The organism is uncultured Treponema sp., assembly GCF_946187725.1.
Classification (GTDB): Bacteria; Spirochaetota; Spirochaetia; order Treponematales; family Treponemataceae; genus Treponema_D.
The window spans coordinates 39,949-64,774 of sequence record NZ_CAMHSK010000005.1 but is presented as its reverse complement, the minus strand read 5'-3'; the positions used below and the strand labels follow the sequence as shown (position 1 = coordinate 64,774).

Annotated in this window: 16 protein-coding genes; 6 read left to right on the top strand and 10 right to left on the bottom strand. The window is 42.0% G+C overall.

Going from position 1 to position 24,826, the window contains the following annotated elements; translation table 11 throughout:
* Positions 1-63: 63 nt before the first annotated feature.
* Genes Q0Q74_RS03410 through Q0Q74_RS03400 form a run of 3 tightly spaced genes read right to left on the bottom strand, consistent with a single transcriptional unit; the run spans position 64 to position 6,770 of the window.
* Positions 64-2,523, bottom strand: a complete 2,460-nt coding sequence (locus Q0Q74_RS03410; protein ID WP_294428513.1) for an AAA family ATPase — start codon at positions 2,521-2,523, stop codon at positions 64-66.
* A gap of 8 nt (positions 2,524-2,531) precedes the next feature.
* The gene (gene urtA, locus Q0Q74_RS03405) at positions 2,532-3,719 is read right to left on the bottom strand and encodes an urea ABC transporter substrate-binding protein (protein WP_294428512.1); all 1,188 of its coding nucleotides are present in this window, start codon (positions 3,717-3,719) and stop codon (positions 2,532-2,534) included.
* 9 nt (positions 3,720-3,728) lie between these two features.
* The gene (locus Q0Q74_RS03400) at positions 3,729-6,770 is read right to left on the bottom strand and encodes an adenylate/guanylate cyclase domain-containing protein (RefSeq protein ID WP_294428509.1); all 3,042 of its coding nucleotides are present in this window, start codon (positions 6,768-6,770) and stop codon (positions 3,729-3,731) included.
* Positions 6,771-6,975: 205 nt separating this feature from the next.
* Between Q0Q74_RS03400 and Q0Q74_RS03395 the strand changes: the two genes are divergently transcribed.
* The 3 genes from Q0Q74_RS03395 to Q0Q74_RS03385 all read left to right on the top strand — a co-directional run bounded on the left by Q0Q74_RS03395 (position 6,976) and on the right by Q0Q74_RS03385 (position 11,470).
* The gene (locus Q0Q74_RS03395; RefSeq protein ID WP_294428507.1) at positions 6,976-9,582 is read left to right on the top strand and encodes an Ig-like domain-containing protein; all 2,607 of its coding nucleotides are present in this window, start codon (positions 6,976-6,978) and stop codon (positions 9,580-9,582) included.
* 111 nt (positions 9,583-9,693) lie between these two features.
* Positions 9,694-10,815, top strand: a complete 1,122-nt coding sequence (locus Q0Q74_RS03390) for a C40 family peptidase (protein ID WP_294428505.1) — start codon at positions 9,694-9,696, stop codon at positions 10,813-10,815.
* Between the two features lie 7 nt (positions 10,816-10,822).
* On the top strand, positions 10,823-11,470 hold the full coding sequence (locus Q0Q74_RS03385; RefSeq protein WP_294428503.1) for a hypothetical protein: 648 nt from the start codon (positions 10,823-10,825) through the stop codon (positions 11,468-11,470).
* Positions 11,471-11,494: 24 nt separating this feature from the next.
* Here the strand turns inward: Q0Q74_RS03385 and Q0Q74_RS03380 are convergent, their stop codons facing one another.
* Positions 11,495-13,831, bottom strand: coding sequence for an adenylate/guanylate cyclase domain-containing protein (locus tag Q0Q74_RS03380; RefSeq protein WP_294428502.1), 2,337 nt, complete (start codon positions 13,829-13,831; stop codon positions 11,495-11,497).
* A 129-nt stretch (positions 13,832-13,960) separates the two neighbouring features.
* Between Q0Q74_RS03380 and Q0Q74_RS03375 the strand changes: the two genes are divergently transcribed.
* Positions 13,961-14,848, top strand: a complete 888-nt coding sequence (locus tag Q0Q74_RS03375) for an RluA family pseudouridine synthase (RefSeq protein WP_294428499.1) — start codon at positions 13,961-13,963, stop codon at positions 14,846-14,848.
* Position 14,849: 1 nt separating this feature from the next.
* Here the strand turns inward: Q0Q74_RS03375 and Q0Q74_RS03370 are convergent, their stop codons facing one another.
* From Q0Q74_RS03370 to Q0Q74_RS03350, 5 genes are read right to left on the bottom strand one after another with little or no spacing between them, the layout of a single operon-like run.
* Entirely contained in the window at positions 14,850-16,331 is a 1,482-nt protein-coding gene (locus Q0Q74_RS03370; RefSeq protein WP_294428497.1) for an NAD(P)H-hydrate dehydratase, read from the bottom strand.
* A gap of 1 nt (position 16,332) precedes the next feature.
* Positions 16,333-17,478, bottom strand: a complete 1,146-nt coding sequence (locus Q0Q74_RS03365) for an LPP20 family lipoprotein (RefSeq protein WP_294428496.1) — start codon at positions 17,476-17,478, stop codon at positions 16,333-16,335.
* The gene (locus Q0Q74_RS03360; protein WP_294428494.1) at positions 17,466-19,034 is read right to left on the bottom strand and encodes a hypothetical protein; all 1,569 of its coding nucleotides are present in this window, start codon (positions 19,032-19,034) and stop codon (positions 17,466-17,468) included. The genes Q0Q74_RS03365 and Q0Q74_RS03360 overlap by 13 nt, the downstream gene beginning before the upstream one ends.
* A gap of 6 nt (positions 19,035-19,040) precedes the next feature.
* Positions 19,041-19,643: a penicillin-binding protein activator LpoB gene (locus Q0Q74_RS03355; protein WP_294428493.1), complete on the bottom strand. Its 603-nt coding sequence runs from the start codon at positions 19,641-19,643 to the stop codon at positions 19,041-19,043.
* Positions 19,644-19,679: 36 nt separating this feature from the next.
* Entirely contained in the window at positions 19,680-20,303 is a 624-nt protein-coding gene (locus tag Q0Q74_RS03350; RefSeq protein WP_294428491.1) for a hypothetical protein, read from the bottom strand.
* Positions 20,304-20,403: 100 nt separating this feature from the next.
* On the opposite strand from Q0Q74_RS03350, the gene Q0Q74_RS03345 reads away from it, so the two are divergent.
* Together Q0Q74_RS03345 and rocF are read left to right on the top strand one after the other, a co-directional pair.
* Positions 20,404-21,582, top strand: a complete 1,179-nt coding sequence (locus Q0Q74_RS03345; RefSeq protein WP_294428490.1) for an NADP-dependent malic enzyme — start codon at positions 20,404-20,406, stop codon at positions 21,580-21,582.
* A gap of 12 nt (positions 21,583-21,594) precedes the next feature.
* On the top strand, positions 21,595-22,503 hold the full coding sequence (gene rocF / locus Q0Q74_RS03340) for an arginase (protein ID WP_294428489.1): 909 nt from the start codon (positions 21,595-21,597) through the stop codon (positions 22,501-22,503).
* A 103-nt stretch (positions 22,504-22,606) separates the two neighbouring features.
* Here the strand turns inward: rocF and Q0Q74_RS03335 are convergent, their stop codons facing one another.
* On the bottom strand, positions 22,607-24,817 hold the full coding sequence (locus tag Q0Q74_RS03335; RefSeq protein ID WP_294428488.1) for a radical SAM protein: 2,211 nt from the start codon (positions 24,815-24,817) through the stop codon (positions 22,607-22,609).
* Positions 24,818-24,826 lie beyond the last annotated feature (9 nt).

The following is a 24,826-nucleotide window of genomic DNA, read 5'->3' as shown; positions in this document are numbered from 1 at the left end:
TATTTTGCACATTATATCACAGAAAATCTGATAATGAAACATAGAAAATTGCGTTTTCCACTTTCAACTTTCCGTTTCCCGTTTGCCACTTTCCACTTTCAAGAATTCTATTTCCGTATTCCAGTTGAAAAGCGTTTTTTGGGCGGCGGTGACGAGAAGGTTTTTGATTTTTTCGATGTCTTCATTGCCGACCGCAGCAGAAAGTGCTATTCCGTAGGCAGAATTCTTTGAATCGAACCATTTGTTGATTTCGCTTTCTGTGATTCTGCGTTTTTCGGTTACGATTTTTGATGCTGATTTTACTTCAAAACCATACTTCTTGAAACAATCGGAAATTGACTGCGCGTTCCAGTTGAAGAGAGGATTTTCTGCATCTCCGAAGAATTCGTTTTCAGCAAGCTCCATTTTCTTCAATATATATTCGAATTTTTGGGGCAAATCATCGGTTTTTCCTGAGAGAACTTGATTTCGCACAAGTTCACTGATTCTCTGCCCATGAGACGGAATTCGTTGTGAAATTATTACGGAAATGTCGTTTGAAAGAAGAGTGCTGCAATCATTCAGCGCATACGCCAAAACATCCGCCGAATCCTGACTTGTGAACGGGTCCCGGAAGAAAATCCGGTCGAAGATTATGTCTTTTTTGGAAAAATCTTCTAGTATTGCCTTGAAATTCTCGCTTGAAAGATAGTTTTCGCTGGTTTGCGGGCGCACTGTTAGAATCGGTCGGTCAAGGTCATCCAAAGTGCGGCCGTATTGCTCCATGATTTCACGACCTTTTTCGCTTCGGCAGATTCCGCATGTAATTCCTTCAGGCGTTTTTCTGCTGACATCCCACAAAAGAAGTCCGTCATCCGCGTTCCAGACAAGAGAGCGCGTATGTCGTGTGAGCTGGGCAAGATTCGTCATAGCATCCCGGATTGAAAGCAGCACTTCCGCACGGTTAGAATCTATGCGGCTTCTCCATGATTTGTCGGCACGGTCGAGAGCGTTTTCTTTTCGTTCATCTTTTGGCGTAAAAGTGAGATTTTCGGATTTGATCGTATTGTTCTGATTGAAATTTTTGTTAATCCACCATTCGCCAATCGGATTTTGGTAATCCTCAGAAAAATGCGGAAGCGGATGCATTCCGCAGCTAGCACCTGTGTCCGGCTTTTCCGGCTCAATGTGCTCTAATATAGAAGAAATTTGCATTTCTCTTCGGCTCAGTACATCGTCACGGATTTTTGCTTCGTAGCCCTGTGTCGTCGGTGTGTAGAAAACGCGTCCTACAAGTTCTGTCGGAAGATATTGCTGAGCGACCCAGTGGTCACGGTAAGCGTGGGGGTAAAGGTAGCCGTCTCCGTGTCCGAATCCTTCTGCATCCCGGCTTGAATCGCGCAGGTGGTTGGGAACTTCGACATCTTCCTTTTCGACTGAGGCGAGCGCATCAAAGAAAGCCATGCTTGAATTTGATTTTGGGGCAGTCGCAAGATAAAGGGCGGCGTGTGCCAGATGATAACGGCCTTCGGGCAAGCCTACGCGGTCAAAAGCATCAGCACAACTTGTAACGACTCCGAGCGCGTAAGGGTCAGCCAAACCTGTGTCCTCGCAGGCAGAAATCAACATGCGTCGGAAAATAAAATGCGGATCTTCCCCGGCTCGAATCATGCGGGCAAGCCAGTACATTGCCGCATCCGGGTCGCGCCCGCGCAAAGATTTTATGAAAGCTGAAATTATATCGTAGTGATAGTCGCCGTCGCGGTCATAAAGCACGACCTTTTTCTGAATCGACTCTTCGGCAGTTTCTTTTGAAATGTAAATCGTGCTTCCCCAGGCAGGCTCCGGGATTCTTGCTTCGGGGTTCCATTTTTCGGGAGTGGTTTCGACGGCAAGTTCCAGCGCATTGAGCAAACTTCGGGCATCTCCGTTGGCTGTATCAACAAGATGTTCCAAAGCACCTTTTTCAAATTCAACCTTCCAGTGACCGTACCCGCGTTCCACATCAGAAAGTGCCATGTGAGCCGCTTTTGTCAAATCTTCTTTTGTGAGAGCCTTGAGCTGGAAAACTCGGCTTCGGCTTACAAGTGCTTTGTTTACTTCAAAAAATGGATTTTCTGTGGTGGCTCCAATCAGAATAATCGTGCCGTTTTCAACCCATGGCAAAAGCGCGTCCTGCTGGGCCTTGTTCCATCGGTGAACTTCATCGACAAAAAGAATTGTTCTTCGGTTATAGAGCTTGTAAAAATCATCGGCAGTCTTGATGGCTGCACGAATATCCGCAACACCTGTGAGAACGGCATTAAGCGTAATGAAATTTGATTTTGTGTGATTTGCGATGACTCTGGCAAGGGTTGTTTTTCCAGTTCCAGGCGGGCCGTAAAAAATAACAGAAGAAAGCTGATCTGCTGCAATTGCCCGCCGTAAAAGCCGCCCCTTTCCAACGATATGATCCTGTCCGATATACTCATCAAGATTTCGGGGACGCATTCGTGCTGCAAGAGGTTCATGCTTTGGTTTACTAGAATCGAAAAGGTCTGCCATTAATTAAATTACAATCCTCTGGCCCATGGATAGGTACTCAAATATGGATCAGGTTTGATTGCAGATGGGGTTGCCCAAACTTCATCAATCAAGCCTTTATCGTTGATTTTGCCGATTCGGACTTGCTTATAAAGATGCTGGTTTCCGCCGTCTATAGTGACGACACCTTCTGGAGCGGTAAAGCTGAGTCCTTTTGATGCGACACGAACTGCTTCGACATCGAAACTTCCTGCTTTTTCACAGGCCGCTGCCCACATGTAGACCGCGATGTATGCCGCTTCAATCGGGTCACCGGTCATGCGATCTTCTCCATATTTTTCTTTGTAGTCAGTGACAAATTTCTCGTTGCGCGGGGTTTGTGTTGTTTCGTAATAGTTCCATGAAACCAAGTGACCAGTGAGATTTTTTATATCCATTTTGGCGACTTCTTCTTCAGCAATTGAAAAACTCATGACAGGGATTACATCTGATGTGATGCCAGCGTTTCCAAGAGATGCAAAGAAAGCGACATTTGAGTCACCGTTAAGTGAATTCAGAATTACATCTGGTTTTGTAGCCTGAATTTTCGCAATAACTGCAGAAAAATCAGTTCCGCCCATCGGGATATACTCTTCGCCGACACACTCACCGTCAAGCTGCGCGAGCTGTGCCTTGATGATTCTATTTGCAGTTTTTGGGAAGACATAATCACTTCCGACAAGGAACATTCGTTTGCCAATGGTTTCGGCACAATAATCGACAGCAGGAACAATCTGCTGATTTGGCGATGCGCCCATGTACATGATGTTTGGACTTGCTTCCATGCCTTCGTATTGAACCGGATACCATAAAAGCCCGTAAAGCTCTTCAAAAACAGGTTTAACAGCTTTTCTTGATTGTGAAGTCCAGCAGCCGAAAACCGTTACAACTTTTTCATTCTGAAGCAATTTTCGTGCTTCATCGGCAAAAATCTGCGGATCGCTTGCACCGTCTGCCTGAACAGCAACAATCTGCTTTCCAAGGACACCGCCGTTTGCGTTCAGCTCTGATATAGCGAGTAGTTCAGCATCGCGGACAGAAGTTTCACTGATAGACATTGTGCCCGAAAGCGAGTGAAGGAGTCCAACTTTAACAGTTTCGGCCTTTTTATTATTGCAAGATGAAAATAAAAATAGAGCTGCAAATCCTGCCGTTAAAAACATCTTTGTCTTTTTCATAGTCTGCTCCTATTTAGTGTTGTTCACTACCTCATAAGTTATCATTTTTCCCTTTCCCTTGATGTCACATTCAATAGGGTCGGTAAATTTTATTTCTGTTCCTTGAAGCTGGTCAAAGACTGTCTGACTCACTCGAATCTGACCCGGTGAGCAGGCACTTTCCATTCGGCTTGCCACATTGACAGTGTTTCCCCATACATCATACACGAATTTTGTTTTTCCGATAACACCTGCCGTGACAGAGCCGGAATTTAATCCGATTCGCATTGAGAACTGAATTTGCGCAGTTTTATTGTATTCACCTAAATCTTCGTACATTCCTTTTGCGAATTTTACCATTATGAGAGCGTGATTTTTGTTTGGAGTCGGAACTCCGCAGGCTGCCATGTACGCGTCACCAATTGTCTTGATTTTTTCGACACCCATTTTTTTTGCCCGTTCATCGAATCTTGTGAAAAGGTCATTGAGTGCGTGGACAATTTCGTTCGCCGTGTGGTTGCTCGAAACTTTTGTGAAACTTACAATGTCAGAAAAAAGCAGTGTGACATTAGGGAATGCTTCAGCGACAGAATGAATGTCGTCTTTAAGTTCATCCGCAATTTTATCAGGAAGAATCGCACGCAAAAGCTGATCGGATTTGTCTTTTTCGGCGGCAAGTTCTCTTGTTCGTGCCTGAACCATGCCCTCAAGCCGAATATTTTCAAGTTTGATAGCCCGCTGTTTGAAGTAAAAAATTGCTCCAACAATATCAATCAAAATAATCAGTGAAATGACCCAGAAAACCGGCATCTGATAGAAGTAAGGCTTTTGCACAAACAGCATTGCTTCGGCTTCTTCGGAAGGAATTCCTTCACCATTGATTGCCATCACGATAAAAGTGTGTTTTCCTGGCGAAATATTTGTATAAGAGACTGTGCGTTCAGTGCTCGGTAAGCTGAGTGATTCTTCAAAATTAGTAAGCTGATGCTGGAATTGAATTCTTTCGGGGGCATCAAAGCTCAGACCGGTGAATTTTATTACAACACGCTTGGTTCCAGGCTTTAATATGAATTCCTGTGCGCTATGAAGATGTTCAATATTATCGATTGTTACGCTTTCAATGTGTACGAGCGGAGTAACCGAATTTTCGCGATTTTTGATTGGATCATAAACTGCGAATCCGTCAACCATTGCGAACCAGAGACGGCCGTGTGAATCGCAGATGCTTGTTGAAGTGGAAGTTGGGCCGTTTGAATCAAGACCGCCGTTTTTTGTGTAATATTTTGCGCTCGTGATTCGTTCGCCTGTTTGTGCTGATTCAAGAAGTTCTGCCCGTTTTACAGATACGATGCCGTAATTACTTGTGAGCCATAAATCATTTGAAGTGTCCGAAATGATTTGAAATACTGAATCTGTGCCTATTCCATTATCAGAATTGATGTTTTCGTATGAATTTGGAAGCGTATGTGAAGAATCGAATGCTTTTATGTGACTGATTCCGGAACTTGTGCAAATCCAGTATGAGCCGTCCTTATCCTGCTTGATTTTAAAAACTATGTTTCCGATGAGGCCTTCTTCAGAATTGATGTTGGCGATTATTGCCTCGTTTTTCATTAAATAGATACCGCCGCCGTCAGTTCCAATCCATATTATGCCATTAGAATCTTTGTAGAGACACATGACATATTCGTTCTCAAGACCATCAAACTGTTTAAAAGAAGTGATTGTACCGTCTGCGTGAATTATGCTCAGACCAGTGGTTGTGCCGACATAGAATTCATTTGGTGCTGTTTCGAGCGAAACCCTGACTTTATTTCCTGCAAGACCATCATCTGTTGTCCATCTCTTGATTGCACCAGTCCGCGGATTATAGAGGAGCTGTGCCGGTTTTGTGTAGCAGGAGACTAAAATCTGCTCGCTAATGGTTGTTGCAATGTGCCTGATTCGTATGTCTTTGGTTTCTTCGGTCAAGTTGTTTGTAATTTCTTTTTCACCGACATAACAGCGCACACCTCTGTCAGTGCCAATCCAGACTCGGCCAACATTGTCTTCTACTATTGAATTTACTGTTGTATTCAGCTTTGTTACATTGAATTTGCTGTGCGTGAGCTTTCCGATGCCGTTTCGGTCACTGGCGAACCAGATGTGCCCTTCCCTATCGCGGATTATCCGGTTTATCTTTGCGTTTGCTAAATCTTTCTGATGAGCTTCTGCAAAAACTCCTTTATGGAAAGAAACGACACCGCGTTCAGTACCAAAAAGAATTGTGCCGTCATTTGCTACATACATTGAGCAGGTTGGAATTGAATCAAGAATTGTGTTTGATTTAATTCGCTGAAGATTTCCGTTTGAGATTGAAACCAATCCGCTGTCACCCATTGCAATCCAGAAAGTGCCGCTTAAATCCTGAATGATTGATGTGGCAAAATAGTTTCCGAATTCTTTATCAATCTGCGGAATCGTGTGAAAAAGTCCGTCCGAGAAGACAAATAGACCGTTGTCGTTTGAAGTGATTAACCAGATTCTTCCAGCAGTGTCGCAGTAGAAAGTGACAGCGATGATTCCCTTTGAAACAGTGCCCGCCTGAAACTGTGGTGTGATTAAATGACCGCGTGGAGTGAGATAAACGACACCCGCAGCCGTGCCAATCCAGATGTTGCCCTCCCTGTCTTCACACAAAGCACGGACAGAATTGTTGGGCAGACCGTTCTGCTTAGAAAAAGATTTTGAAGTGCCGTCTGGCATGATTTTATGAACGCCTTCATCATTTGAACCGACCCAAAGATTTCCGTTTGAATCTTCGAGAATAGTGCGCACAGAAGAAAACTTTAAATTGTTGTTTCGTGCCCGCCGGATTGTGGTGAAGTTAACACCGTCAAATCGTACGAGACCTTCGTAAGTACCTATGTAAAGATAGCCGTCTTTTGTCTGAGCAATATCTGTTGTGGTGGTGCCTGTTAAGCCGTCAAAAGAATTCCAAGACTGATAGACATAATTATCGAGAAAATCGGTCTGCGCGAATGCAAAATGCGAAAAAAGAATCAAAAAAAGCAGTAAACCCTTTTTTTTCATTCCCTTATTATAAATGCAAAAAACACAATTCACAATGAAAATTTTAATGTCTGTTTTATACAAATTACACTGAATTTTGCAAATTTTCGTAAGTTTTCGTTCTTCTAAAATTGCATGAAACCATTAATACTAATTGCCAACTCAAATTAGGTTTTAAATTTTCAAAACGAGAAAATTCATTATAGAAAAACAATGGAGGATTTCTATGAAAAAAGTTTTTGGAATAGGATATAAGGCTCTTGCTGTTTTGGCATCTGCTTTCTTGTTGTTTAATACTGTCGCTTGTTCAAGTGACGATGATGAGGATGTTGTTGATGACACAATTGTCATTGAACTTAATGATGGTGATGATATCAATGCCGCATGGTCTAAAATTGGCGATTCTGGAAAATATGAAATCAGGCTTGCAAAAGGAACTTATTCAGTAGCAGAAGGCACACAGCTTTCTTATAAAGGTGCTGCTAACATCAAGATTTCTGGCGAGACGACTACAGAATATGGTGCTGATGTAATCATTACGGGAAAAGGTGCTGACCAGTCAGATTCAAAAAAGCGTTGTTTGATGGAAATTCAGGGAACTGGTAACCTTGTTCTTGAAAATGTTGCATTCAAGAGTACATATAAGTATGTAGCAGGTGCTTCAAATACTCAGTGTGAAGTTCTTGGTTTTGATTCAACAGGTACTGTAGCAGCAAATAACTGTTCATTCCTTTCTCATCAGGATACAGTTCGTACAGTTAGTAAGTCTTGGTTCTATCACTGCTATATAGAAGGTGATGTTGACTTCATGTGGTGTGAAGCTGCAAGTCTTGTTGCTTTGTATGAAAATTGTAAAATCAAAGTTGTTGGTGATGAACGACAAGAAGGCTATGTTGCAGCACCTCGATGCAATCTTACAAATAAAGTTTGGAAAGGTCTTGTAGTTTATGATTCAACACTTGAAGTTGCAGATGGCGTTGATGCATATCTTTTTCGCAATCCATGGAGTGTAAACTCAACGATTTACAATAATGCAGCTTTCGTAAATGTAACTATTAACGGCACATTGAATGAAAAACTTGCAAAATCTTCTGCAAACGGTCTTGCTGACCAGCAGTATGTTGGCTGGAAGGTTGATTCTACAATCGGTAATGCTTATGCTTCAAAAGATTCAACAATCGGTGTTCTTTCTGACACGACAAAAGCAAATGAATACTCTGGTCGAAAGGCAATTTTGAACCGCTACTATGATGTTGCAAATTCTAAATTCGTAAAAGATGTTGAAGCAAACTGGGATATTGCTTCTGTAATTTCTGCTAACAAGTGGTCTGTTGCAAATGATTCTTCAAAAGAGCTTCTTGATGGTGAAAAAGAAGTAAAAATTACAACATATACTTTCAATACAGAGTCTGTTGAAGGTGTTACATGTGATGGTTTTGCACTTGAAACTGGAAAAACTCATTATAAAGGTGCCGCTGGTAATACAATTACAATTCCTATAACCGGTAAATGTACTGTTGCTGTGTACGGATATTATTCTGGAAACGGAATAATCAAAGCTGGAAATCAGGGAGATGCAGTTTATAGCTTCAATAATGGTACTACTAATACCGCAATTGAAAAAGATTATATCGTCTATGATTCAACTGCAAGTTCTGTAGTGATTACTGCAACAACACAGAGCTACATCACAAAAGTTGTAATTACTTATGATGATTCAATCACACAGGTTCCTGTTACTAAGCTTGAAGTTAAAGGCGATACCGAGGCATATACTGTGGGTGTTGCATTGAATCTTACAGCTGTTGCAACTCCTTCAAATGCAACAAACAGAGATGTAAAATGGTCTTCAAGCAATGAAACGGTTGCTACAGTCGATGAGAACAGTGGAAAAGTTACTTTCCTTACTGCTGGGGATGTAACTTTCACGGCTACAGCTCGTGATGGAAGCAATGTAACTGGTACAATTTCTTGTTCACCGACAGCAGCAACATGGACTGTTGCTGAATGGTATACAAAGGATCAAACTCTTGCAGAAGAAACTGGTGCCCTTGAAATCGGTACATTCGCTTTCGGTTCAGGCACAGTTTATAAATCTCTAAAAGAAAAAGTTTCAATTAAGAGTATTTCAGGAGATTCAATTGAAACATCAAATGGATTGAAATTGAATGGCTCTGGATTAATGTCTTTTAGTACAACAAAAGCTGCAACTCTTACATTGATTATTGATACCAATACAAGCAATGCTGCTGATCCTGGAGTAAAAGGGGATAAAAGTTCTGATTATGTAGAAGCTGCATCAACAAGCACAAATGACAAACTCAAAACATATATTTATCGTCTTGAGGAAGCCGACACATGGACTGTAAATCGTGGTGCTGCAACAAAAGAAATTAATCCAATTGTTTACGCAAAAGTTGAATATGACGCAGTATGGGATTTCAAAACTGCTTCTCCGGCATCGATTGCAGAAACAAACATTCAGGGAAAAACAGATACTGTTGCAAGCAATATCGATGATGTAGTTCTTACTGTTGATGCTACTTGTAACAATGGAAAACTTGCTTACAATGCTAGTGGCTATGCACAGTTCAATAATGGCACAATCATTAAAGTTCCTGTAAAGAATGTCGGATGTGTAATTACTACTGTATCTTATTCAGGTCAGTCGAAATATGTTTTTGGCGAACCTTCAGATACAAATGTTGCTGACACAAGTACAGATACTGACACATACACTGTAACTGCTGAAGATGTGGCTGCTGGATATGTAAAAATTACTGCTACTGGTGGAGCATACATTTACACCATTTCTTTGACTAACCCACTGTAATCTTTATCTCAGTGCTTACCTCCCGCTGAGTTCCCCCCGTTCATCCGCAAAATCATGGTTGAGCGGGGGATTTTTCTTTTTTCCGTATATTTTTCTTCCGATAATAAAAGCATGAGCACAAGAAAAGCCATATTTTACACTTTTGCATTTTTTTTATTCGTTTTGATTGTTCCCCAGTTGTGTGCACAGAATGAAGTTTCCATGTCGCCAAGTGAAGCCGCAATTGCACGGCAAAAACTTGTTGAATATTCAAAGAAGTTCATCGGTAAGCCTTATGTTTCCGGGGGAATCGGACCGAATTCTTTTGACTGTTCGGGTTTGATTTTTACTGTTTCGAGGGAAGCAATCGGACATCAGTTGCCGCGTACAACGAAAGCTATTTACAATTATTGTAAGGAAATAGACGCAAATACGCGGGAAGCAGGCGATTTAGTCTTTTTTAAAACAACGACCAGCGGTGATATTTCTCATGTCGGACTTTATATCGGGAATTCTCAGTTTATTCATGCGGTGAGCGATGGCCCGAATACAGGTGTCATAATTTCTTCTTTAAAAGAATCATACTGGAAATCTCATTATTTCTGTACGCGCCGTTATCTTCCGGCTTCAAAGTCTGATTTGCTTGCAGATTCAGACCCAAAAAGCTATCCTGAACGCGTAATTGCAAAAAATAATACCAATTCTACAACGAATTCAGGAACGAAATATGTCCGTTCTTCAAATGATTCATTCCTGAAATCCCTTGTTGTTGATACATCTGTTTCTTTGGACTGGAGCTTTTTTACGCCTGAGTATTTCCGTCTTAACAGCCGTGGATTTGATTTTATGGTTCATGCAAGATATGCGGGGCAGACAATTCAGCCTGGATTTGGAACATATTTCCGCTATGATTACGGCACGAAAAATTTTCAGATTCCGATGGTGCTTTCTTTGACTTTGAATGAATTTTTCAGGGTTTTTGCAGGTCCGGTAGTCTCTTTTGGCTCCCCTACTCTTCCTGGAAAATCTACCTACAAAATTAAGAATTCATTCTTTCCTGGAATCATCGGTGCTTGTTTCAGTACGCCGGATTTGAAGGTCGGAAAAACATCTTTGTCTTTGGTTCAGGATATTCATTACACGGTCTTCAATGACACTGATGGAAGTGCGCTCACTTTTTCAAAATCAATACCTGCCGGTTTAACCTTTGCCTCTGGAATTCGTGTAACTCTTCCGCTCAAAAATGTTTTATAATATGAAAATGATAAGAAAATCACTCCCAATTGCCTTGTTTTCGCTTTCATTGCTGTTTACCTCGTGCTTGCCTCAAATTTCTGTAAAGGCAGGCAATGGCGATGAAGCAACAATTTTTTTTTCTACAGGTTTTTCTGATTTAACTGCAAAAACACTTCAAACTTTGACAGGTGCAGACCCTAACGCACCTCTTTTTAACAAGGATGATGTAATTGCTGTTTTAAATTCGGCTGGCGCAAAAAATACAAGTGCTTCTCTGCCCAAGCCCACGGAAATCGCGGCAACAGGTTTGCTCCCTTCGCTTTCGGAGCATCAGATTTCTATGGCCGGCTTGGTCACAAAGACAGAAAAATCGCTTACGGTTACGATTGGTCCGAAGCAAATTACAACCTTTTATGATTTTTTGAGCGAGGATGCAAAATCTTACCTTGATTTGATGATGATTCCTGCTCTTCTTGGTGAAAAAATGACTGCTGCAGAATACAGGGAATTGCTTGCATCAATGTACGGTCCGACTTTTGCTGATGAAATTGTCGAAGGGAAACTTACCATAAACCTTTCAAGCCCAGACGGAAAACGGAAACTAAAAGAAACGGTCACGCTTGGCGAACTTCTTACCGCTGAAAAAGAATACAGCTGGAAGATTGATTTTTAACCGAAGAAAGCAATCTTCCTGATTCTATTTGACACTCATTTTAAACACTCCGTCCCAGTTTTTCTGTGGCGGATTGCTTTTAAAATGGTTTATTCTGTCCAGGAACACAATTGACGGCAAATCATTATATTTTCCTGCACATTCACCGAAGAATTTTTCACTTTCTGTCCATTTTTGCTCTCTGTAGGCTTGAAGCCCGTTTTCAAACAGTTCCTTAATTTCAAGCAATTTTTGATCTGCCTTGTTTTTGGAAGCGCGAGACTTTTGCTGAAGAATTTCATAAATTCTGACAGGTTCAGTTTTTCCTTTTACCGTGATGAAATCCAGCTCCCGGCAGATGAACTGGTTTCGCAATTTTTGGTAAACCGCATCCGAGATGATAGATTTTGAGCCGTAAGCTTTGTTTGCACTTTCAAGCCGTGCTGCCAGATTTACGACATCGCCGATTGAAGTAAAGTCTCTGCGAGTGCTTGCTCCAACAGGTCCGAAGGTTACTTTTCCTGTGTTGATTCCAATTCCGATTGTGACATAAGCTGTGCCGTTTTCCATGGCTCTTTTTTGTTCTTCCCGCATTGCAGAACGAATTTCCATCGCTGCTTTGCAGGCATTGATTTCTTTTCTTGGACCAGAGAAAAAAGCCATCATTTCATCGCCGACAAATTTGTCTACATCACCGCCGTTATCAAGGATAATCTTTGTTTCGATTTCGAGATAACGGTTAAGGATTTCAACTACCTGTTTTGGCTCCAAACCTTCGCATAGTGAAGTAAAACCACGGATGTCTGTGAAAAGGAAACACAAATCGCGTGAAATAGAACCCCTTTCGTCTCCGCTGCCAACTTTTTCAGCATGTTGAAGCGTAGAAAATGAGATGTATGGCATGATTCCACGGATTAGGTCGACCATTTCACGGATTTCGAGCGATAAATCCTTGATTTCATCATTTGTTTTGATTGTGTCAGAAAATACGAGTGCGTTGGAAGCGTTTTTTGCCGAGCCGCCCATGATTTTTTCTATTGAACGGGAAGTTTTCCGAACATTCTTTCGCAGGAAAAGCAAAGGATTGAATATGAAATCGGCAAGCAAAATTGAAAAAATTATCGAAAGATAGAGGAATGCCGAAATAATTGTGAATACGAAAATTTTGGTGCGGAAATATTGCCGCATGAGAACCTGCTGCTTATAAGTGACGATTGAGAAGCCCACCAGTTTTCGCCCCTCTTTTCTAGCGAATGAGACAGGATAAATGTACTTACAGGTTTTGTTTGCCTTATTGAAGACATAGCTCGTTCTATATGCGCCGGTTTTGTATCTTTTCAGATAATCAACAACCTGTTCTGTTGAAAGAGATTTTTCAGATTCGTCTATTTTTTTTGGACTTGTTGTTGTGTAAGCAAGAATAGTGAATTCGGGCAGCTCAGTGGTATTTTCCCAGTTTTCAAGATAAACGCTCGCTTCTTTGTCTCTTGTTATGATTATGTCAATTCGTTCAAAAGGTGTTTCAGCGTATTTGTTTGTTTCGCTTTGTTCGGCAAAAAAGGCCGCGATTTTTTCGTTTTCTCCGTCAGCAGAATCATAAACTGCGGCAGTCTGTTCCGCCTGAGTTCTTCCGACATCACTTACCGCTTCAGTGAACATTTTTTTATAGCTTCCGAGAATCAGGAACATGAAGGCAAGCAAGATTACGATAATCGTGCCAATGATTACAAATGTGAATTTCGTTTTGATTGAAAGCCGTCGTACTCGGTTCTTAAAGTGCTTATGAAAAGCGGAAAAGCCTTTTTTTGTAAAAAGAATTGAGATTTTGGAAACAGGATTTTTCTCAGCATCCTTTTCCCGCATTTTGAGAAATTCTTCGTATTCAGAATTTGAGTGGCGGTGAGAGTAAATTCCGTAAATGACGAAAGAAAGTTGTGTGAGAAAAGCAATTGCAAAAGTAACATATATATAGAAAGGAAGATTCAAAAACCACTCTAAACAGTTGGCATTTGCAGCAACGCAGATTGCACCACAAAATAAGAAGATAGAAAGGCTTGCCAGGGTGAGCGGAAAACAAAATTTTTTGAGATTTATGCGGGTTTTCTTTTTGAGGATAAGCGAGATGATTATAAAAATCGCCGTGAATGGAAGCAGATAAATAAGCCAAAGAAAATATTTGATGAAAGGAAAGTCGAGCGTTAAATTTGGATCAAAAGGCAGCCAGAATGTAAAAATAAGAATGATTTCAAAAGAACTTTCGTAAAGATTAAGAGGCGCAATACTGACAGGTGCTAAAAAAAACGCCGTTAGAAGAAAAACCGGCAACAAACGGAGGATTAGCTCCGAAAAAGATTTTTTGTTCATGTTAAAAAAAGTTCCCACGCGCACGAGAATAGCATATTTCGGAAGATTTCTCAATTAAATGAATGTGCTCAATTTGTTGACAGCAAATGATGGCACACGCGTAAAGGAGTTTTGACAATCGGCCGTATATTCAATATCATTTTCTGCATGAAAAAACAGGAATCTCATTCACGGCATGAAAAAATTCAAATTCTCTATGAAGACGAAAATATTTGTGTAATCAATAAGCCAGTCGGAATTCTCAGCGTACCAAGTTATGGAAACGAAAAATCTGTACTTGGTGTCCTTGAAGAAATCATGCGTAAAAAGGGTTCTTATTCTTCAAAACACCGTCCCTTTGCAGTTCACAGGCTTGACCGCGAAACCAGCGGAGTCATGATGTTTGCAATGAACGAAAATGCTCAAAAGATAATCATGGATTCCTGGCACAGCATGGTGACAGAGAGACTTTATCGTGCGGTGGCAGAAAATCCCAAAAATCCAAAGAAGAGACTTCCAGTTTCAGGTTTGATTGATGATGATTTGGCTTTCAATGCGAATAATGTAGGTTATGTTCCAGAAAAAAAATCTGGCAAATCTGATTTAAACGACGGCAAAAAATCACAGAAAACTGTTCCTGCCCGCACGCATTTTACTACTATTCTTTGCGGACCGACACATACGCTTTTTGAACTTTCATTGGATACAGGAAAGAAAAACCAGATTCGTGCACATCTTGCTTCAAAAGGATATCCTCTCGCCGGAGACAAAAATTTCCGTGCTAAAACCGATAATTTTCATCGTCTTTGTCTGCATGCACGCACGCTCGAATTTACGGACCCATTCACAAATCAAAAGAGATGCTTTGAGGTTCCGGAGCCAGCTGAATGGAAATCTTATGTTGAAAAAGGTGATTTGCACCCTGCCCTTCCAGCCTGGATTTCAGTACGACAGTCTGACATAAACAAAGCCAAAACTGTCGTACCGGCAAAAAGGCGGCTTAGTGCAAAAGAAAAAGCCCATATGGATTTTATTGCTCAGGGCAAACGGCGTTAGTTTATAATTCTGCTACGGCAAGCATCAAATCATAAGGTGTCATGGCAAAATCGCACTTAATTTTGTGTGAAGCGAGTGCATGTGCCAGTGATGCCGTGATTGCAGAATCGACGGTTTTTCTGTGCTGAGCAAGCAGCGCTGCAACCATTCCGCTCAAAACATCCCCGCTGCCACCTTTTGCAAGGCAAGGCATTCCAAACGGATTTATGAACATCTTGTATTTGAATCCATCGAAATGTGCGATTACAGAATTTGCACCTTTGAGGATGACTGTCTTTTTGGGGAATTTACGGCAGAACTTTTCAAGCAAATCTAAGCGGTTTACGATGCATTCTTCGATTGTAAAATCACCCAAATCACAGTTTTTGAGGATTGCCTGAAATTCTTTTGGATGCGGAGTGAGGACAACGCCTTTTTCTTTCTTTTCGAGGAAAGTCTTTAATCCGCTTGCATAGCAGGCATCGGCATCAATTACGCATTTGATATTTGAGTGCTCAAGGATATAGTCGAAGTAATGCTGTGCTGCTTCATCATTTAGACCTAACCCCATACCGAATGCAATTGCCGTTGTTTTTTCGGGAATTTCGGATGAAACCATGAGTTCCGGGAAAATATCAAGGCCCTTTTTAGATGTATGCCTGTGAACGAGAGTAACAAGGCCTGCACCAAAACGGAGCGCAGCACTTCCTGCGATTGCAGCGGCTCCCTGTTTTTCACCAGAGGCAATAGCTACATGCCCGAATGAGCCTTTGTTTACATTGCAGAATGGACGATGCGGAAGGAACAGGTCACTTTCTTCGAGCAGCATTCCTTTGACGAGATTTGAATTGTTTGAGTTTTCATACAGGCGGCGGTTTACGCCAAGTTCAGCGCACTGAATTTCGCCAACGAAATCTTTTGCTGCGTCACTGTAGAGACAAGTTTTTAATGCACCCATTGTGACTGTTAAATCAGCGATGAAAGCACCGTCAGCGACAGTACCATCTTCACGCAGACCTGTAGGAACATCACAAGCGATTCTGAAACATTTGCATGCATTCATGTCTCCAAGTGTTCCCTGAGTTTTTTCATCAAGGTCGTCATGGAAACCGCTTCCGAAAACGCAGTCTACGATAATATCAGTGAATCTTAAATCATAAAAAGACAAATCTTCGCGCTTGACGAATCGGACGCCACATTTTTCGGCTCGTTCTGCCTGGAGTTTACAAAGAGGACTTTTGGGTTCGCGGAATTGAACTATGCTGACATCGTAGTCAAAACGAAGCTTTCTGGAGAGCGTGTAACCGTCTGCACCATTATTGCCTCCACCGCAAAGTATGAGAATTTTTTGCGGTTGTCTACGGTCGCCGCTAAGAGGATATGGATGACGCACGGCATTTTCAAGAGCCATTGCGGCATTTTCCATCATGATTTCTTCAGTAATGCCATAAGCAACACGGCAAGACGCGTCCAGTTTTTGAGTTTCCAAGTACAATTTCTGCATACTATTCTATTGTAAACCCAAAATCAAAATCTTGCAAAAAATTTTTTTGAAAGTTTGCCGAAAAATCGCTTTTAATCCGGGCGATGATTTTTTGTTTTGCACGAATCTGGGCATTCTGGTAGGTTGGTGAGCCTTCCCTGCCAGTTATGCTCAAAGGAATCAATGTTTCGCCGGAAAATGTATCGTTTAAGCTTGCTTCGAGCGCATATTCGCAGAATTGAGTTTGGGCATTTGAGCTTGCACTTTGATTGAAATGTATTTTGCAGTCGATTACATATCTTTCGTTTGAGCCGTTTGTCGTGTTAAATCCGAAGGATGACATTACTTCCTGAAAAGCTTTTGTCACTCTTCCGTCTGAATCTTCGCTCTCATTGCTTAATTTTACGCAGATAGGGATTTTTTCTGCCATTTCGGTTTTCATTTTATGAATCTGCACGGGTGTTGATATTGAATCAAATTTTTTTGCAGCGGAAGGATTTAGAACGACGAGTCTTTTGAGGTATCCTTCATTTATTTGTGCGACTTCTTCTGCAAAATCAAGGCGTGAAAAATTTAAGAGCGTGTTTGGTTCTTTTTCGCTGGAAATCTGCTTTATAATAGAAGAAATTTCATTTTGATTTTTTTCAATCATGCCGGAATAGATTTGAGTGCCTTTTTCACGGCTCATTACGGCGAGCGCGTAGAATTTGCCTTCTGATTTTGATTCAAAGAATTCCGGAATTTCAACGGCAATCACATCATTCTGGTTGACTTCTCGGAGCAAGTCTTGTTCAAGGGCAGCTGCTTCTGAATGTGCGACCAGGCCGGCACTCTGAGCCATTTCCATACGATGCGAAGCGTTTGTTGCGGAAGAAATATTCTGGCCGAACATGGAGACCAGTTCATTGATAGCATCGATTTGTGCGGAACGCTTTTGAGCTGCGGTACCAATTCCTATGAGGTAAGCTGACTTTGGATAAGAAGCGGAGCTTCCGGTAATCACCCAGTCTGGAGCTGATTTTGCGGATTTTTCAGAATTGGCGGTTGATGCGCATGAAATCATTGAAAGCGAAGAGCATAAAATCAGCATGGAACGGACAAATTTTTTGCAAAGCAACGAGTGAATGGCATTAATCTTGTTTTTTGGGTAAAAAGTTACTTTTGACATGACGACTCCACTAATACAGTTTTATCTTTTTTGACTTCGATATTATTGAATTCTTCTTCTGCTATGATTGTACCACTTTTTGAAAGATATTGTACTTTAAATGAATAAATTCCTGGATCCAGTTCGATTCCACCGGCATAAGATTGTGCGGGAAGCGCGTATACCTGCCGAATATCAGCCGTTTCTGTTTTATCAATCTGGTCGATTGCTTTGGCAGCAGTCAGATAGGTTGTCGCATAGGCCGCAATAGTCAGAATATTCTCATCATTTTTTACGGCATCTTCTGCAAAAAGGAGTGTGGCTGTTCCCCCTGCGATAGCGGCAAATTTCTTTACAATGCTTCGTTTTACGCTTCGGGAATATGCTTTTCTGGCTTTTGAGTTAACATCCTGTCGGACGGCATAATTAAAATCTTCAAGAAGGGTAAGATTTTTGCTTTTTGATGAGCCTGCATTGCCGTTTGTAAAAACAATGCGAACGGAATCGATTGAATTTTGTGGCATCTGAATGATTTCGTTTTTGCCTGGGTAAATCATGAATGAAGGACCGTAGCCAATGACTGGAGCGACAAAAGGCTTTAGAACCGTTTGTGGTGCAGGAAATTCAGGATAGACGAATTCCAAATCAAAAGGCGGAACATAAACAAAATGTTTTCTTGTCGGGAATTGAATTCCAGGGAATGGTCCGATTACAAGTCTTCTTTCCCCTCTTCGGCCGATAAGCCCTGAAAAAGCGAGGATATCAAGACGGCCTTTTCCGTCTGAAATTTGGTATTCTGAGGCGGTATCGAAATTCGGATTCAGATTTTGCAAAACCCGCGAATCTGATTCAATATTCCAGCTGTTATTTACGCTGTCATCCATCATTCCAAAAACAATGCTCAGATAGCGTGCCGTTGCAGAATCCCGGAAAATGTCGGAATCATCAGGCTTTTTGGGAGTGTTCTGGATGACTTTAGAAGTGTCGAGATTAAGTTTTTGATATGTATCTGCTATTTCGATAGGACTGTCATCATTTTTAATCCATTCGCCGTATTCTATAAGATATTTTCGCTGCTTTTCATTGAGTCTTCGAACTTCGACGGCGGCTTCTTCAATGTTTCCGATGTTATAATAGTTGAGTGCGTTGAATATGTTGATGTAAATGTACTCGTAAGGAGTGCCCTGATATTCTTCAGCATTTTCGTTTACGACAGCTGCGGCAAATCCTCTTGTGATGCTTTTTGTGACCGCATCGTCCATCAGTCGGTCTGTTTCGTTTAAGATTGAAAGTGAAGAATTATAGTCTTTTTGATAATGCCGTATCATCGCGAGGTCAAAATTGTCGCGGATTTTATCAGAGTTTCCTTTTTTTGAATTTTTTCGTTCGAGGGTAGAAATACATTGATTGTAATCACCTGCGTCCAGATGTGAGAGATAATCGTTCGTGGACATCTTTGTTGACGCACATGATATAAAAAAAGAGGATGTTACGAATACGAAAAAGGCCATTCGGAACACAGACAGATTGTTTGTTTTGCCCGATTCTGAATGGCGTTTTGTGGCAGAAAGGCCCATAGATGATTAGAGTTTTCGTGAAGCCTTTCTGATGTACTTGCTGAGGTATTTTTCGCCCTGCCACAAGATTTTGTTTGATTCAATGTCGATTAACTGTGCATCAACCTGATAGGTTCGGACTGCTTCTGTTCCTGATTCATCAACATGAGAATAAACTGTGCCCTGCAGCATGAAATCAGCGGCAAGTTCATTTCCGATTGATTTTGCGGTTTCGTAGGCATTTTCGGCCTGATCAACCTTTTCTGCACGAAGTTCAAGCCGCTGCTCGCTGTCAGCAACAAAGTCCATTACATCACTGTTGATTATTGCTGTCTGGAAGCGTTTGGCGACCATCGCCGTATCGATATGTTCACTGCTTTTGTTGGAGATTTTTCCTACGATTGCGACTGGGGCTCGGTTTTTTGTTGTTTTGAATGCCTGAACCCGTGGTGAAGCGATGCAGCTTGAAATCAGCTCTTCGCACACCATTTTGATGTCATTTTCGTTCCAATAACCGGAAATGTCTTTTACATCCGCCCCTGATTCGTAGCGTTCAATTCTTGAAGTGGAACCGCATGAAATCAAAGATACAAGGGCGAATGTGGAAATGATTAAAGCGAATTTTTTCATTATGCCTCCTGAATTATTTCGGAGGCATACACAAAATTATTTTTTTGTTGGCTGGATATGAGCAGCACCGAGTACTGAGCCAACGAGAGCGGCAATCAAACCAATAACTACGAGATAGCTTCCGATTGAAGCATATCCGAAGAAAGGAGTAACTGCTTCTTCGTAATAACCAGCGTAAGCTCCGAATTCATCACTGAGAGCCGGTGCAGTTCCGATTGCAGAAGCAATGCCGAATGCAAGGGCAATCAATGTAACAATTATATCACCAATGATACTTTTTGTAATGAAAAATAATGCGATTCCTGCAATTGTACAGAGCCAAACTGTTACAAGGAAAGTTGCATTATAGGCAGTTGGTGCACGGTTTAAGTAAGAAGCAGCACCAAAAATGTTTTTGAGGTAAGTTTTGGTCTCAACTTCATCATCGAAGTCCAAGTCGTCAGAATCATCGCTTTCGTTGTCGCTCAGAAAATCAATTTCTTCGTGTTCATAGTTGTCATAGCTTGTAGTTGCAGTAACAGCCTGCTCTTTATCGGCAGGGATTTCATCCTTAACATAAACTGTTGGAATCATGAATCCGATGAAAGCAAGAGCCATACCGGCAAGGAAAATTTTGCGGTCAATAGAGCGCTCTTTCTTCAATTTGTCTAAATATTGCATTGTATTAACATGCCCCCTTTTGCAAGAAATCAATATGATTGATAATTATATCCGATTTTAACCATTTATCAATCAAAGTTTTTGTACTATAATGACCACTATGAGTACAATATACGACAAAGCACTTGAAAAACATGTAGAATGGAAAGGCAAAATTTCAACTGAATTGAAGATGCCTTTGGAAAATCGGGATGACCTCTCCGTGGCATATACTCCTGGCGTTGCGGAACCGTGCCGTCAGATTCATAAAAACCCAGATGACGCATATAAATACACCTGGAAGGGAAACACTATCGCTGTTGTTTCGGATGGAACAGCTGTTCTTGGCTTGGGCGACATTGGTCCTGCCGGCGGATTGCCTGTAATGGAAGGAAAATGTGTTCTTTTCAAGAAATTTGGTGGAGTTGATGCGGTTCCTCTCTGTATCGATACAAAAGACCCTCAGGAAATCATCAAATTCTGCAAGCAGATTGCACCAACTTTCGGCGGAATCAACCTTGAGGACATTTCTGCTCCTCGCTGTGTTGAAATCGAGCGTGCTTTGATTCGTGATTTGGACATTCCTGTTTTCCACGATGACCAGCATGGAACTGCAATTGTCGTTACTGCAGCTATCATGAATGCGCTCAAACTCACTGGCAAAAAAGCTGAAGATTGTAAACTCGTAGTTTCAGGTGTTGGGGCTGCAGGTTCATCAATTATGCGGATGTTGTACAAATTAGGCATTAAAAAAATCTACGCTTTCGGAAGTAAGGGAATCATCCTCAAAGAAGATTACGATAAATACGACTTCCTCAAAAAAGAAATCACAGAATTTACAAATCCTGAAAACAAGCGCTTGACTCTTGCAGAAGCTATGGTCGGTGCAGATATTTTCGTCGGTGTTTCTGTTCCTGGTGTTGTCACCGAAGAAATGGTCAAATCAATGGCTCCAAAATCAATCGTTCTTCCAATGGCAAATCCTGAGCCAGAAATCACTTACGAAAAGGCAAAGGCTGCCGGTGCTTACATCGTTGGTACAGGTCGAAGCGACTATCCAAATCAAATCAATAATGTTCTTGCTTTCCCAGGGCTTTTCCGCGGTGCGCTTGACTGCCGTGCACGAAAAATCACCGAAGAAATGAAGATTGCCGCAGCACGCGGACTTGCATCATTGATTAGTGATGAAGAACTTTCTCCAGACCTTGTTATTCCAAGTGCATTTGATGAGCGTGTTGCTCCAACTGTAGCAAAAGCTGTTGCCGAAGAAGCCAGAAAAGCTGGTCTGGCAAGAATATAGGATTTTTAGAAAATGAATATCCGGATTCTTGAAATGCCTCTTGATTTTGGTGCAAGCCGTCACGGTTCAGATATGGGCCCGTCGGCAATTCGTCTTGCAGGAATCAAAGAGCGGCTTGAAAGTCTTGGTCATAAGACCGTGCGTTATTTTTCGCCAATGCAAATTAATCCTCAGGAGTACGAGTCTGTCGGCAATCCAAAGGCAAAGTACCTTGGGCCAATTGTACGGGCAAACACTCAGCTTGCTGAAGAAGTAGAAAAGGCTGCGCTGGAAGGTGATTTCCCGCTTATTTTGGGAGGTGACCACTCGATTGCTTTAGGTTCGGTTGCGGGCCTCTCTGCCGCATATCAAAAAAAAGGACTTCGTTTTGGTGTTCTTTATGTTGATGCTCACGGCGATTTTAATACCGATGAAACTTCTCCAAGCGGAAACATTCACGGTGAATGTATGTCGGCAAACTGCGGCTATGGTCTTCCTGATTTGACGAATTTGTACTTTGAAGGACGAAAAGTTGACCCGCGCAATGTCTGCTATGTTGGTCTTAGAAGCATTGATGAAGGCGAGCGGAAGTTGATGAAAGAGGCTGGTGTTACGGTTTACACAATGACTGATATCGACCGCCATGGATTCAACGAGGTTGTCCGTCATGTGCTTCGTTTCTTCAAGCGAAAAGTTGATGCGGTTCATGTCAGCTTTGATATGGACTGTCTTGATCCGATGTATGCACCTGGAACAGGCTATCATCTTCCTGCGGGCATGTCGAACCGAGAAGCACTCCTTTTAATGGAAGAAATGTATGATTTAGGCTTGGTTCGTTCTGCTGAAATTGTTGAAGTCAATCCTGTCCTTGATGTACGGAATCAGACGGCAGCATTCGCGGTTGAACTTGTAGCAAGGCTTCTTGGCGAGAAGATTTTTTAGGGCGTAATCAACTGTCTGGCGCCCTTTCGCCCTTCGCTAGCGCTCATTGCACCGTTCGCTTTGCTCACTAAGCAACTTCGGGGCTACACGGCTGGCGCCACTTTTACGGTAAAATACACAATCCTTTGCCTCGGAACACAGATTCCGGGGCATTTTTTTTCGCCGTGTAAAATTCGCCCATATAAAACCAGCCGATTTTGCCGTTTGCGAGCGGGATTTTTTCTCCGCCGAGCCAGAAAATTTTTGAGTTGTTTGAGCTTGTCGAAACCACTGGTTTTTTAAATTCTTCGTCTCGTTTTGCTTCGTATTTTTCAATCTGTTTGGCGATAAAATCTCTGCTGACGCTTGGTTTTGCAACAGGAAAATCGAACCATTTCTGAACATTCTTTTCCAGGTCACATCCGTGCATCCATTGATTCAAAGAGAAGTCCAGGGCATTACCGTATTTTTCGGATTTTTTTTCACCTTCAAAGTGAAGTCCGTTTTTGGCAAAAAGAGGTGCGTTCTGTTTTTCCTGCGGATCAATTGGTTTAAGGTCAGTTATTTTGCCTTCTTTCCATTCCTTGTAAACCCTTGAATGTCGTGTGAGCACGAATTTGTGCCAGAAGCAGGAATCCAAGAGTCCGTTGGCGTAAAACTGACGCAGGGTTTCCATTGAATTGATTAAATCCTGTTCTTTTTCCCACCAATAGCCGTAAATCATGTAGGCATGAACGAGAATACCGGCTTCCTTGAAAGCACAGCATGCGGCCACAATTGATTCCAAGTCCGTGCCCTTGTGGATTGCAGAAAGGCCGTTCCCCGTTGCTGATTCAAGACCCGCAGAAACACCTATTAAACCGCCGTAAGCCAAAAAATCTGCAACATCGCGGGTAAATGATTTTTCAAAGCGTACATTTCCCCACCAGGTAATCGGCGAGCCGTGAGCAATATTCTCGCGGGCAAACTGAATCATCATGGCGGGCGGCATTGCTTCGTCTACAAAGTGGATTCCGTAGATGCCTTTTGCCTTGCACTGAGAAAGCAGGCCTTCATATAGAGCGTGGATGTTAGTCGGACAGTAGCCTTTAACATAATCCAGCGTAACATCGCAGAAAGCGCATTTGTGCCAGTAACATCCGTGTGCCATGTAAGCCTTTATCCATGCACCGTCAGACCAGAGCCTGTGCATCGGGTTCGTGTCATCAATAAGACGCGGATAAAGCGAAAAATCAATGTCTGAAAAATCAGGGATTAAAGAGGAAGTAACATCTTTTTCATCAAGAAGAGCTTCCTGGTATTCAGGAGAGTTTTCGTCAGAAAGCGGCGGAATAACCTCATTTCGAGTGAATTGCCGCAACTTGAAAATAGGAAGTGCGTGCTTGTGCTCCGCATCTTGCAGACTCAATAGTTTATTATAGCTTGCATATCCCCTGTCGTAGCTGATTGCATCGCAGTAATTGGCCAGCAAGAGTTCTTGTGTGTCGCGTAGTTCCGTGTTCACGAATCCGCCGCCAAAACAGACATAAACCGAATCGCCGAAGTGTTTCTTGAAAAATCGCCCTGTTGCAAGAGCCGCCGCAAAAGTTCCCGCAAAAGGAATTGAAATAAGTACGAGAGTTTTTGCTGGGGATTTTAACTGCTCACTGCTTACTGCTACTTGCTCACTAATAATTTCTAATTTCTCATTCCTGATTGTTAATTGTTGTAGCAGTGGTTCGTAAAATTCTTTTATAATCGGGGAATCCGCACCCTTTGCAACTTCGGCAAAACTTGATTCACTCACAGTAAGGCTTTCGGCATAGCGGACGAGCGAAAAATTCTTGTCGAAGGCGATTGAAATAAAATCTGCCAAATCTGCGAGGGCATAACTTGCAAGCGAACGGGCATCATCTGTCGTCAAATCGTGATTTAAATTCTCAAGGTAAGATTCCATTCGTGAGCCACGCGGAACATGGGCACCGAAAACGAATCTGTGTGCATTTTCGTAACCAGAAGAAAGGTCGTGATTTTTTCCGGGGCGCAAAATCGCGGTAATGAAATCTATCCATTGAATCCACAAATCTTTTTGACTGATATAACGCCGCAAATTGAAGGCAGTCGCAGTGTCTCCGGTTTTTTCAGCTTTATCAGCAAGATTTAGGGCATTTTCTGAGCAAAGTGAAAAAAGCTTGGTCAGTCCTTGCCGTGAAAAAATTTTATAGAAAAGGGAAATGTTTAAATCGAGCCATGTCGTTTTATGGCCAAGAGATTTGAAAAATGCAGAGAGATATGCGCCGCTTGGGTAAGCCGTGTTGAGCTGGGCGATTGGCGGTTGCAGAATCAGAACATTCATTCTTATTGC